At 69.8% G+C, this 11,932-nt stretch carries 13 protein-coding genes; 3 read left to right on the top strand and 10 right to left on the bottom strand.

Translation table 11 applies throughout. From position 1 onward, the window contains the following. Positions 1-7: 7 nt before the first annotated feature. The gene (locus HQN59_RS03625; RefSeq protein ID WP_176066104.1) at positions 8-973 is read left to right on the top strand and encodes a DUF72 domain-containing protein; all 966 of its coding nucleotides are present in this window, start codon (positions 8-10) and stop codon (positions 971-973) included. Positions 974-1,001: 28 nt separating this feature from the next. On the opposite strand, the gene HQN59_RS03620 is transcribed toward HQN59_RS03625, so the two are convergent. From HQN59_RS03620 to HQN59_RS03595, 6 genes are all read right to left on the bottom strand, one after another. Further along, entirely contained in the window at positions 1,002-1,760 is a 759-nt protein-coding gene (locus tag HQN59_RS03620; RefSeq protein WP_176066101.1) for an ABC transporter ATP-binding protein, read from the bottom strand. Next, positions 1,750-2,571, bottom strand: a complete 822-nt coding sequence (locus HQN59_RS03615) for an ABC transporter permease (RefSeq protein ID WP_176066099.1) — start codon at positions 2,569-2,571, stop codon at positions 1,750-1,752. Before HQN59_RS03615 ends, HQN59_RS03620 begins: the two co-directional genes overlap by 11 nt. Further along, positions 2,568-3,077, bottom strand: coding sequence for a cupredoxin domain-containing protein (locus HQN59_RS03610; protein ID WP_246294644.1), 510 nt, complete (start codon positions 3,075-3,077; stop codon positions 2,568-2,570). Before HQN59_RS03610 ends, HQN59_RS03615 begins: the two co-directional genes overlap by 4 nt. Then, entirely contained in the window at positions 3,077-3,682 is a 606-nt protein-coding gene (locus tag HQN59_RS03605) for an SCO family protein (protein ID WP_246294643.1), read from the bottom strand. The genes HQN59_RS03610 and HQN59_RS03605 overlap by 1 nt, the downstream gene beginning before the upstream one ends. 4 nt (positions 3,683-3,686) lie before the next feature. Next, positions 3,687-4,727, bottom strand: coding sequence for an ABC transporter substrate-binding protein (locus HQN59_RS03600; protein ID WP_176066097.1), 1,041 nt, complete (start codon positions 4,725-4,727; stop codon positions 3,687-3,689). Between the two features lie 124 nt (positions 4,728-4,851). Beyond that, complete coding sequence (locus tag HQN59_RS03595; RefSeq protein ID WP_176066095.1) at positions 4,852-6,039, bottom strand: ABC transporter substrate-binding protein; 1,188 nt, start codon at positions 6,037-6,039, stop codon at positions 4,852-4,854. Positions 6,040-6,274: 235 nt separating this feature from the next. Between HQN59_RS03595 and HQN59_RS03590 the strand changes: the two genes are divergently transcribed. Both HQN59_RS03590 and HQN59_RS03585 read left to right on the top strand, forming a co-directional pair. Continuing rightward, entirely contained in the window at positions 6,275-8,062 is a 1,788-nt protein-coding gene (locus HQN59_RS03590) for a tannase/feruloyl esterase family alpha/beta hydrolase (protein ID WP_176066093.1), read from the top strand. 254 nt (positions 8,063-8,316) lie between these two features. After that, positions 8,317-9,423 carry a 5-methyltetrahydropteroyltriglutamate--homocysteine S-methyltransferase gene (locus tag HQN59_RS03585; RefSeq protein ID WP_176066091.1) on the top strand — a complete coding sequence of 369 codons (1,107 nt, stop codon included), beginning with the start codon at positions 8,317-8,319 and terminating at the stop codon, positions 9,421-9,423. A gap of 123 nt (positions 9,424-9,546) precedes the next feature. On the opposite strand, the gene HQN59_RS03580 is transcribed toward HQN59_RS03585, so the two are convergent. The 4 genes from HQN59_RS03580 to HQN59_RS03565 all read right to left on the bottom strand — a co-directional run bounded on the left by HQN59_RS03580 (position 9,547) and on the right by HQN59_RS03565 (position 11,930). Next, entirely contained in the window at positions 9,547-10,014 is a 468-nt protein-coding gene (locus tag HQN59_RS03580; protein ID WP_176066089.1) for an ABZJ_00895 family protein, read from the bottom strand. A 155-nt stretch (positions 10,015-10,169) separates the two neighbouring features. Continuing rightward, entirely contained in the window at positions 10,170-10,616 is a 447-nt protein-coding gene (locus HQN59_RS03575) for an SRPBCC family protein (RefSeq protein ID WP_176066087.1), read from the bottom strand. Continuing rightward, positions 10,529-10,969, bottom strand: a complete 441-nt coding sequence (locus tag HQN59_RS26985; RefSeq protein WP_176066085.1) for an HNH endonuclease — start codon at positions 10,967-10,969, stop codon at positions 10,529-10,531. The genes HQN59_RS03575 and HQN59_RS26985 overlap by 88 nt, the downstream gene beginning before the upstream one ends. 325 nt (positions 10,970-11,294) lie before the next feature. Continuing rightward, the gene (locus tag HQN59_RS03565; RefSeq protein WP_176066083.1) at positions 11,295-11,930 is read right to left on the bottom strand and encodes a MarR family winged helix-turn-helix transcriptional regulator; all 636 of its coding nucleotides are present in this window, start codon (positions 11,928-11,930) and stop codon (positions 11,295-11,297) included. Positions 11,931-11,932: the final 2 nt, after the last annotated feature.

Raw genomic sequence — 11,932 nt, 5'->3', positions numbered from 1 at the left:
CCGCGGCATGGCTCACGGCGAGCTCCGCATCGGCATCTCGGGCTGGCGCTACCCGCCGTGGCGCGGCGTGTTCTATCCGCCGGGCCTCGCGCAGCACCGCGAGCTGACGTTCGCGTCGCGCATGCTGCCGACGATCGAGGTCAACGGCTCGTTCTACTCGCTGCAGCGCCCCGAGCTCTACGCGGCGTGGCACGACGAGACGCCCGACGACTTCGTGTTCGCGCTGAAGGGCTCGCGCTACATCACGCACATGCTCAAGCTCAACAACGTGCGGGTCGCGCTGGCGAAATTCTTCGCCTCGGGCGTGTTCCGGCTGCGCGGCAAGCTCGGGCCGATCCTCTGGCAGTTTCCGCCGCAGCTCGCGTTCAACCCGGATCGCTTCGACACGTTCTTCGACCTGCTGCCGCGCGACACCGCAGCGGCGCGCGAGCTCGCGCGCGAGCACGACGGCCGGCTCGAAGGCCGCGCCGAGCTCTCGATCGATCGCCGCCGGCGCCTGCGCCACGCCGTCGAGATCCGCCACCCGAGCTTCGTCGACCCGGCGTTCATCGCGCTGCTGCGCAAGCACGGCATCGCGCTGGTGGTCGCCGACACCGCCGGGCGCTGGCCGCTGATCGAGGACCTGACCGCCGACTTCGTCTACGTGCGCCTGCACGGCGACAAGGAGCTCTACGCGAGCGGCTACGGCGACGACGCGCTCAACCGCTGGGCCGCGCGCATGGCCGCTTGGCGCGACGGCACGCAGGTGCCCGATGCCCGCCTCGCCTCGCCGCTCAAGGTGCGCCGGCGCGGCGGCCGCGACGTGTTCTGCTACTTCGACAACGACGTGAAGGTGCACGCGCCGTACGACGCCGGCCGGCTCGCGGCCCGGCTCGGCGTGCCCACGGGCATGAACGCCATCGGGCACTTCGTGCCGCCGCCGGGGCTGGTCGGACCGCGGGCGAGCTGGCCGGCGCTGGGCCGCGCCGCCTAGGACGCGGCCGCGTGCATGGAGCCCAGGCTCAGAGCCCGAGCTCCTTGAGGATCGCCTCGCGCAGCGCCTGCGACTCGGGGCTCGCGAGGCGCCGCGGGTGCGGCATGTCGACGCGGAACGTCGCCTGGATGCGCGTCGGTCGCGGCGACAGCACCATGATGCGGTCGGCCATGTAGACGGCCTCCTCGACGTCGTGCGTGATCAGCAGCACCGTGTGGCGCTCCTCGGCGAGGATGCGCAGCAGCTCGTTGCGCATCCTGAGGTTCATCAGCGCGTCGAGCGCCGAGAACGGCTCGTCCATGTAGAGGATCTCGGGCTTGACGACGAACGCGCGCGCGAGCTCGACGCGCTTGAGCATGCCGCCCGAGAGCTCGTGCGGGTACGCCGCCTCGAACCCCTTGAGCCCGACCATCGCCGCGTAGTGGTCCGCGAGCGCCGCCTTGTCGCCGCGGTCGGCGTGGCGGTCGTTGGTCAGACCGAACATCAGGTTCTGCTGCACCGTCAGCCACGGGAACACCGAGCCGTGCTGCGAGATCACGATGCCCTTCGGGCTCGGTGCCCTGTGCTCGACGCCGTCGACCTCGACCGAGCCGCGGTCGGGCCGCTCGAACCCCGCGATGATGTTCATCAGCGTCGACTTGCCGCAGCCCGACGGGCCGACGATGGCGACGAACTCGCCGTCGGCAACGTCGAAGCTCACATCGTCGATGACCGGAAGCTCGGCACCGTTCGAGACGAAGCGCTTGGAGACGCGGTCGACGACGATCTTGCGGGGCTTACCGGACATAGCGCCAGCGCACGGCCTTGAGTCGTTCCAGGAGGCGCGTGATGCCGTCGAGCAGCAGGCCGATCACGCCGATGATGATCATGCTGGCGATCACCAGGTCGTAGCGGTTGCCGGCGTTGCGCGAGTCCATGATCAGGTAGCCGAGCCCGGAGCGCAGGGCGATCATCTCGGCCGCGACCACCACCAGCCAGGCGACGCCGATGCCGATGCGCATGCCGACGATGATCTCGGGCAGCACCGCCGGGATCACGACCTGGCGGAACAGCACGCCGCGCGAGACGCCGAAGTTCGCCGCCGCGCGCAGGTAGCGCCGCTCGATGGTGTGAACGCCCGAGGTGGTCTGCACCATCATCGGGAACACCGACGAGATGAAGATCAGGAAGATCGGCGAGACGTCGCCGACCCCGAACCAGAGGATCGCGAGCGGGATCCAGGCGATCGGCGAGATCGGCCGCAGCATCTGGAAGACCGGGTTCAGCGTGCGGTATGCGCCGCCGACCCAGCCCATCCACAAGCCCAGCGGAATCGCCACCAGCAGCGCGAGCCCGAACCCGCTGCCGACGCGGAACAGCGACGCGCCGATGTGCTCGAACAGCGTGCCGTCCTGGGCAAGCTCCCAGGCGCCCGTGAGCACCTGCCACGGCGTCGGAAAGATCGGGCTCTCGGTGCGCGCGACGACGATCCACCACACCGCAATCAGCAGCGCGATCACGAGCGCCGGCGGCACGATGCGGCCGAGCCCGCGGCCGCCGCGGCGTGCGGGCCTGCTCGGTGGTGGCGCCGGCACCGCCTCGGTTTGCACGCCGTTCATGCTGCAGCGCCCGGTGCCTTGCCGGAAAGGCGCCGAGCCCAGTCGCCGAGGCGCCAGCGCAGCGTCTCCCAGCCGCGCGCCGGCGTCGGCTCGACGATCACCTCGAGTTGGCCGTTGGCGTGCGCGGTGCAGGCGAAGCTGTAGGTCGACGCCACCGTGAACGGCAGGCGGAAGCTCTGCCCCGGCATCACGAGCGCGGGGCCGAAGGTCTGCGGCACGCTGTCCGCGTTGCGCAGCAGGAGGACGTCGTTGATGCCGAGCGTGAGGCGAATCGTGCCCGGCAGGACCTCGACGCGGTCGCCGGCCATGCGGCGCGCCCAGGTGCCCGGCGGAATCTCGAACAGCGCGTCGCGCGACGCGGGGACGATCGGCGCGAACGCCGCCCACGCGAGGGCGCCGGCGAGCGCGAGCACGAGCACAGCGACGCCGACGGTGCGCCTGCGCTGCCCCGCGGGACGCGAGCCCATGACGGCCGGCGCCGCCGGTGCGAGGTCGAGGGCCCGCATCACGAGCCGAGCAGCAGCTTCACGTCGTGCGCGTAGTCGCCCGCGCTGCGCCCGTAGGGCATCAGCGCGCGCAGCTTGCCGCCACGGTCGATCAGGTAGACCGACGACGAATGGTCCATGACGTAGCCGTCGCCGGTGGGCACCTTGCGTGCGGTGACGCCGTAGTCCTTGCGCATCGCGGCGAGCGCCGCGGGCGTTCCGGTCGCGCCGATGAAGCTCGGGTCGAACGCCGCCATGTGGGCCTTGAGCCGGGCGACGTCGTCGCGCTCGGGGTCGACGGTCACGAACACCACCTGCACCGCCTCGCCGGCCTTGCCGAGGCTCCTGCGCGCTTCGGCCAGCGTCGCGAGCGTCACCGGGCAGACGGCGGCGCAGTGGCTGAAGCCGAACGACATCAGGACGACCTTGCCGCGCAGCCGTGCCAGGCTGAGCTCGTTGCCATCGGAGCTGCGCAGGGTGAAATCGGGCGCCTGGCGCGGCGGCTCGAAGGTGCCGGCGCGCAGCGCCGGCGCCACCGGCGTTGCCGCCGGCAGCGCGAGCGATGCGCTCGCGAGGCAGGTCGCCAGCAGCGCCGGCAGCACGCGCATCGGGCCTGAACGGGGCATGCGTCTACAGGGCGATCGCCGCCGGGCGGGCCGCACGCGCGAAGCTCTCGTCCACGTACTTCTCGTAGGGCACGGGCGTCTTCAGCGTGCCGGCGGCGACCGAGAGCTGCATCAGCTCGTCGAACTCGGCCCGGATCATGCGCAGGTCGCCGTAGGTCACGCGGTCGGTCGGGTTCTCCATCACGAAGCGGATGATCGCCGGGTCCTGGTTGAAGAACTTGCGGCCGGCGGCGATGGTGACCGCCTTGTTGCGGTTGTCCTGCTTCTGGTCGAGCCACAGGCCCGCGCCGAGCACGTGGTTCACGAGGTCCTGCACCAGCGGCCGGTTCGACCGGATCAGCTCCTCGCGCACGGTGAGCACGCAGCAGATGTAGTTGCGCCATTCGTCGCGCGTCATGCGCAGCGGCCGCGCATAGCCGGCGCGCTGCGCCGCGGCGCCGAACGGCTCGCCGGTGCAGTAGGCGTCGACCGCCTTGGCGTAGAGCGCCGCCGGCATGTCGGCCGGCGCCATCTCGACGAGCTGGATCTCGCTGGCCTGCATGTTCTCCTGCGCGAGCATTCTGCGCAAGAACAGGAAGTCGACCGCGAAGCGGCTCGGGATCGCGATGCGCTTGCCGGCGAGGTCCCTGAAGCGCTTGTAGGCCGAGTCGGTGCGCACCATGATCACCGCGCCCGAGCGATGGCCGAGCGACACGATCTTGACCGGGATCTTCTTGTCGGCCAGGTCCATCACCAGCGGCGCGAGCATGTACGCGGCCTGGATCCGGTTCGCCATCAGCGACTCCTTCACCTCGGGCCAGCCGTTGTACTTGCTGTACTCGAACGCGAACGGCGGCGCGCCGCTTCGGTCGGCGCTGTTGGCCTGCGCCCTGGCGACGCAGGCGACCGGCAGCGTGAGGTTGCAGGTGACCGCGAGGCCGCCGACCACCAGCGGCGCGGGCGCGGCGCGAGCCGTCCCGAGCACGCCGGGCAGGGTCGCGGCGAGCGCGCCGCCGACGAGGCGGCGGCGAGCGGGATCAGGTGTTCGGAGCGGCGCGAATGGCATCCAGGTAAGGCGCGGTTGACCGGCGCGCATTCTCCGCCAAGCCTCGCGAGGCCGGCAGCCGGCGACGTCGACTCGCACCGCCGCTCACAAGCCTCGCGGCAAGCGGGCGCCGCCGCAGCAGCGCCTACTTCGTCTTCGCCGGATCCTTGACCGCCTTCTGCACGTCGAACTCGACGTTGTAGAGCTGGTTGCCCATCGCGGGCACGCGCTCGACCTTGCGGATGTAGACGTCCTGCACGATGTCGCGCGTCTGCGCGTCGATCAGCACGGTGCCGCGCGGGCTCTCGAAGAGCTGGCCCTTCATCGCGGCGAGCAGCTGGTCGCCCGTGCCGCTGCCCTTGGTCGCCTCGAGCGCCTTGTAGATCACGCGCATGCCGTCGTAGCCGGCGACCGCCATGAAGTTGGGGCGGAACTTGTTGGCCGCCTCGAACGCCTGCACGAAGCGCTTGTTGAGCGGCGACGGGTGCGCGGCCGAGTAGTGGTGCGAGTTGACGACGTTGAGCGCGACGTCGCCCATCTCGTTGAGCTGGTCGTCGTCGGTCACGTCGCCGGTCGCGATGAGCTTGATGCCCGACTTGTCGAGCCCGCGCTCGCCGAACTGCTTCATGAACGCGGCGCCCTGCCCCGACGGCAGGAACACGAACACCGCATCGGGCTTGAGGTCGGCCACGCGCTGCAGGAACGGCGCGAAGTCGGGGCTGCGCAGCGGCGAGCGGATCTCGCCGACGATCTTGCCGCCGTTGAGCTGGAACTGGCTCTTGAAGAACTTTTCGGCATCGAGCCCCGGGCCGTAGTCGGCGACGAAGGTGACGACGCTGCGGATCTTGTTCTTGGCCGCCCACTCGGCGATCGGCACCGTCACCTGCGGCAGCGTGAAGCTGGTGCGCACGATGTACGGCGACTGCTCGGTAATGATCGACGTCGCCGCGGCGGTGACCACCATCGGGGTCTTGCTCTGGGTCGCGATCGGCGCGGTCGCCAGCGCCAGCGGCGTGAGGCCGAAGCCCGCCAGCACGTTGACCTTCTCGTTGACCACCAGCTCCTGCGCGAGACGGCGCGTGGTGTCGGCAACGCCGGCGTCGTCCTTGATGACGAGCTCGATCTTGCGGCCCGCGACCGTCGACCCGTTCTGCGCCATCCACAGCTTGGCAGCCGCCTCGATCTGCTTGCCGGTCGACGCCGACTGCCCGGTCATCGGGAGGATGAAGCCGATCTTGAAGGTGCCGCTGGTCGGCGCCTGGGCGAACGCGGGCGCGGCACCCCCGGCGAGGGCGACGGCCAGCGCCGAGAGTGCGAACGAACGACGATGCATGAGGGAGTTCTCCGTGAGTGAGCCGGCGCCGCGACGGTGGGCCCGGCAAGCGCCCGGGGCGCCGAAGGCCCGGAAATCTAGCGCGATTCGTGCCGGGCGGCATCCTGCAAAACCAGCACCGCATGTTCGCCCCCGACCACGGGCTTTCACGGGTGCCGAGCGGCACATGCCTTGCCGCGACCTCGCCGGCCGGCGACGTCGCTCGCCCGGATCGCACCACCAAGGAGACATGCCGATGAACCACCCCGCGCATTCGCGCCCTCTTGCCAAACGCCCGTTCGCCCGCGCCGGCCTCGTCGCCGCCGTCGCAGCCGGCGCGCTGCTCGCCGCCTGCGGCGGCGGCCACGACGACGATGACGACGACGACGCCGCGTCGGCGCTGCAGCAGACGCCCGCCACCTGCGCGGCACTGAACGGCCGCACCGTCGCCGCGTCGAGCATCGGCGAGCCGACCACCGGCGCCGTGGTCACGTCGGCGACCTACGTGTTCGCGGTGCCCGACACGCTCAACGCCGCCGGCACCGCCGTCACGCAAGGCCTGCCGGACTACTGCCGGCTGCTGGTCGACATCAAGCCGGTCGACCCCAACGCGCCGCTGATCAAGAGCCAGGTCAACCTGCCGACCAACTGGAACGGCAAGAAGCTCCAGTTCGGCGGCGGCGGCTACAACGGCACGCTGGTCACCGGCACCGGCGCGCTGGTGGGTGCCGGCCCCGACATGCCGCTGCCGCTGACGCGCGGCTACATGACGGCCGGCACCGACAGCGGCCACCAGACGGCCGCCGGCGTCGAGGCGTTCGCGTTCGCGCTCAACGCCGAGGCGCTCGCGAACTTCGGGTACGCGTCGTACAAGAAGACGCACGACGTCGCCGTGCAGCTCGGCGAGGCGTACTACGGGAAGAAGCCGACCAAGAGCTACTACGGCGGCAGCTCCGAGGGCGGGCGCGAAGGCATGGTGATGGCGCAGCGCTATCCCAACGACTTCGACGCGATCATCTCGAACGACCCGGTCATGAACTGGAGCGGCCTGCAGACCTTCGGCAACCAGGCCGGCGGCGCCAACCAGCAGGGCGCCGCGTGGCTCGGCACCAAGATCAACCTGGTGCACCAGACCGTGCTCGGCGCCTGCGACGCGCTCGACGGCATCGCCGACGGCGTGATCAGCAACTACCGCGGCTGCAAGGGCCCGGCCGATGCGGCGCTCGCGGCCATCGTGTGCCCGGGCGGCGGCGACACCGGCTCGAGCTGCCTCTCGACCGCTCAACTCCAGGCGGTGAACGCGCTGCACGCCGGCTACACGTTCAGCTTCCCGCTCGCCAACGGCATGACGTCGTACGCCGGCTGGGGTTACGGCGGCGAGGCGCTGCCGGGCAACTGGTCGAGCTGGACCACCGGGTCGGCGGCGCCGACGTTCACCGCGGCGCCCAACCCCGCCGGCATCAGCAACATCTTCGCGTTCGGCAACGGTTACGTGCGCTACTTCATCGCGCAGAACCCGAACTTCAACCCGCTCACCTACAACCCGGCGCAGTTCCAGGCGCGCGTGCAGGCGGTGTCGCAGATCATGGATGCGACCAATCCCGACCTCGGCCCCTACTTCCGGCGCGGCGGCAAGCTGATCCTGAAGGAGGACATGGCCGACTACGCGCAGAGCCCGTACACGGGCCTCAACTACTACGACGCGGTGGTCGCGAAGCTCGGCGCGTCGACCGTGACGCCGTCGTTCAAGGCCTACGTGGCACCGGGCCTGTCGCACAGCAGCGCCGGGATCGCCGCGGGCACGGCCAATGCGCCGAGCTACGGCATTCCGGGCCGCATCGACTGGCTCGCGGTGCTCGAGAACTGGTCCGAGAAGGGCGTCGCGCCGGCCGACCAGCTGACGGTGACGCTGAACCAGGCGGTGCCGCCGTACCTTGCCACGGCATCGAAGCCGCTCTGCGCATACCCGAAGTACCCGCGCTTCACCGGCACGTCGACGGCGACGGCGAACCTGGCGTCGAGCTACACCTGCGTGAACTCGTGAGCGCGGCTTGAGTGGGCGGGCCCGCGGCGCTGGCGGGCTCGTCCACTTCGGCTTCATGAGGGGCCGGCCGAGCGCCGGCCTTTTCGCGTCGACGCATCCGCAAGCGCCGCTCGAACGATCTGCGCCGGTCGGCTGCCGCCGCTGGGCATCGGGCCGGCGCGAGCGCCGCAGCGACGGTCGCGCGTAAGATTTCCCGCTACTTTCCTCAGCCGCCGCGAGTCCGCGCCGGCGTGTTCCCGAACCGGAGATATCGAATGAGCCAGAACCCGCCGTTCCGCGCCGACCACGTCGGCAGTTTCCTGCGCCCCAAGCGCCTGCTCGAGGCGCGCGAGCGCAAGCACAAGGGCGAGATCTCGGCCGAGGAGCTGCGCAAGGTCGAGGACGACGCGATCACCGAGATCGTCAGGTTCCAGCAGGACGTCGGCCTGCAGAGCATCACCGACGGCGAGTTCCGCCGCACCTACTTCCACATCGACTTTCTCGAGCAACTCGGCGGCGTGAAGACGCAGCCGCCCGTGCTGGTCAAGCATGCCGACGGCACCGAACACCTCGCGCCGCCCGTGATGCACGTGGTCGACAAGGTGCGCCACGTAAAGGAAATCCAGCGCGCCGACTTCGAGTACCTGCAGTCGCAGCTCGCGCCGGGCAAGACCGCCAAGGTGACGATCCCGTCGCCGACCATGCTGCACTTCCGCGGCGGCCGCGCCGGCATCAGCCGCGAGCACTACCCCGACCTCGAGCCGTTCTACCAGGACGTCGCCAACGCCTATGGCGAGGAACTGCGCTCGCTCGCCGCCGCCGGCTGCACCTACGTGCAGATGGACGACACCAACCTCGCGTATCTGTGCGACGACCAGATGCGCGAGGCCGCCCGCCAGCGCGGCGACGACCCCGACGAGCTGCCGCACCGCTACGCCAGCTTCATCAACCGCGTCGTCGCGCAGAAGCCGCAAGGCATGACGCTCGCGGTGCACCTGTGCCGCGGCAACTTCAAGAGCACCTGGGCCGCGCAGGGCGGCTACGAGCCGGTCGCCGAGGCGCTGCTGTCGGAGATGAACATCGACGGCTACTTTCTCGAGTACGACGACGCGCGCAGCGGCGACTTCAAGCCGCTGCGCCACCTGAAGCCCGGCAAGACGGTGGTGCTCGGCCTCGTGACCACCAAGCTCGGCGAGCTCGAGCACAAGGACGATATCAAGCGGCGCATCGACGAGGCGGCGAAGTACGTGCCGCTCGATCAGCTCTGCCTGTCGCCGCAGTGCGGGTTCTCGAGCACGGTGCACGGGAACGACATCGCGGTCGAGGCGCAGCGCGCGAAGCTGGCGCTGATCGTGGAGGTGGCGAAGGAGGTCTGGGGCTGAGCGGCGACATCGGCGAGCAGCGCGGGAAGTCCGGGCCGATCGACCCAGCGGAAGCCGCGCACGTCAGCGTCGTGCCGGCTCTGCGACAGGTTCAGCCCGAGCCCGCCCTCGAGTGAGCAACGCTCAAGCGGGCCGGCGCCTCGTCCCAGGCGCTTCCAGCCCGCTGCTCCCGCCCTCTGCGGAGCGCCTGCCGTACCAACCGAATGCCCAGCGCACGGCGACGTAGTAGACGAGCGATCCGACCACGAGCACCGGCACGGCGACCGCGAGCACGATCGGCAGCCGCAAGGCGTAGAGCGCCAGTTTCGCCTGCGACCACGGAAGCACGGCCAAGAAGACGACCGCCGCCGCCAGCAGCCCGAGCGCCCAGGTGGCACCGATCGCCTGACGCGCGAACGAGATCCGCTCGGCAGGCGTCGGACCGCGGGCGTGGTCACGCACGAAGACGTGTGCGGCGATGAAGGCGGCGCCAAGACCGGCCGCCAGGTTGAAGGCGCTGCCGCCTTTCGCCTTCAGCATCTCGGCCAGCAGGCCCACGGCCACGCTGCACAGCACATAAGCAAGCAGATAGACGGCGGTGTACTTCTTCATCGCAGTGCCGCGTCGGCGATGACGCGCGAGAGCTGTAGCGAGCTCCGGCACTCTAGGCACCTGATCGGCACGCGGGCCGCGGCCGCGGAGGGATTCGCGGGGGAAAGGGATTACGCGCGCGTGCAAGTCGTCGCAGGTTGCCGCCGCGCGAATCGTCAACCCGGAATGTCGGGCTCCACCAGCGCCGCGAGTTGCAGCAGCGACTCCTGCCAGCCGAGGTAGCACATCTCGAGCGGAATCGCCTCCGGAATGTTGGCTTGCTCGATGCTCAGTTCCGTGCCGCAGATCACCGGCTTCAGCGTCACCGTGACCTCGATGAGGCCCGGCAGGTTGGGGTCATCGAACCGGTCCGTGTAGCGGATTCGCTCGTTCGGCACCAGTTCGAGGTACTCGCCCCCGAACGCGTGCGAGCTGCCCGACCCGAAGTTGCGGAACGACATGCGGAACGTGCCGCCGACGCGCGCGTCGAGGTGGTCGACCCTGCACGTGAAGCCGTACGGCGGCAGCCACTTGGCTAACGCGTCGGCGTCGAGGAACGCGCGGTAGAGCTTCTCGGGTTGGGTGCGGAGGACGCGGTGGAGGTGGACGGTGCGGTTGGGCATAAGGGACCTTCTTCAAGTGGCGGCAAGCTACTGCACGACGAGTGACCATGAAGGACAGTGCGCTGCGGTCGGCCGGGGCCCATGGTCGCCAGACGATGAAGACCCTGAGGAAGCCAGCGTCCCGCAGCGACCAACTTGCGCACCCGCATACGCAGGCAATCCGGGTCCAGCGGGCTCCTGGCCTTGTGTCGTGTACGGTTGCAGTGAACGCACGCGGCGACGATGTTGTCGCGGCAAACACTCCCACCCGCGGATCGAGGAAGCAGATGCTCTGCACTGCTCCGCAGCAGGCTTGCCTGGCGCGCAGACAGCTGGTGGTACCCGGCGAAACGCGCGAGGTCTTCTTCCCACATCAGACATTGGCAGTAGTAACAACGGCCACTCTGACGTGCGAAAGCTTCACGCCGATACCGAACGAGAGAACGAGGCATACGGAGACTCCAGGTTGGTTGAAGTCCCGTTGCCTTCTATCGAAGAACTTACGGGGCGCCGGCGCCACAGGCACTCCGACGGCCGGTCGCCAGCAGCGATCCGGTTCCGCCCATGCCGGGCGGCGCTTGCATTGTTACTTGGCGCCGTCGAGCGTCGCAAGGTGGTGCCATCCCTAAGCTGCCGAGCGGCGGCATCAGCGATCCGCTTTTCGTAGGCTGAGTGTCCGGTATGACGTAAGCCTCGCCATCACCGTTGCGACGGCGGACTGTCCACCACCTTCATCAACAACTCCACGAGCAACGCTCTCTCGGCCCCCGAGAGACCCTTCAGCGCTCCACTCTCCATGTTCGCGGCGATCTTCTCGCTCTTGCGCACCAGTTCCCGCCCCGCATCCGTCAGGTGAATCTGCTGCGCGCGCCGATCCCGCGTGCTGCGCACCCGCTCCACCCAGCCGCGCTCGACCATGCGATCGAGCGTCACCGCCATGTTCGGCGGCGAGATGTCGAGGGTCTGGCCGAGCTGCTTCTGGTTCACGTCGGGGTTGGCCGCGAGCAGCATCAGGATCGAGTACTCCGTCGTCTTGAGGCCGAGCGGGCCGAGGTTCTGGGTGAAGCACTTGCGCAGCTCGAGCGAGGCGCGCGACGCGGCGTAGCCGACCAGCGACGTGAGGCGCGACTGATCCAGCGGGCGGTCGCTGCGCGCGCCGCGGCGCTCTGGCCGCTCGATCGATGGCGAAGCCGCTTCGACAGCCGCCTCGTTTGTGCCGACGTCTTCAGCGCCGGTTGGGAGCGACGCCGCACGCGCTCTGCCAGCACCCGCCCGCCCACGCCGCACCGACCCGGCCACAGCAGCGACGTTGTCCGCCGCGCCGCGCCCGTCCATGC

The sequence above is a fragment of the Rhizobacter koreensis genome, assembly GCF_013366375.1.
Classification (GTDB): domain Bacteria; phylum Pseudomonadota; class Gammaproteobacteria; order Burkholderiales; family Burkholderiaceae_C; genus Schlegelella_A; species Schlegelella_A koreensis.
The sequence above is the reverse complement of the archived record's forward strand: the minus strand, read 5'-3'. Positions and strand labels throughout refer to the sequence as shown.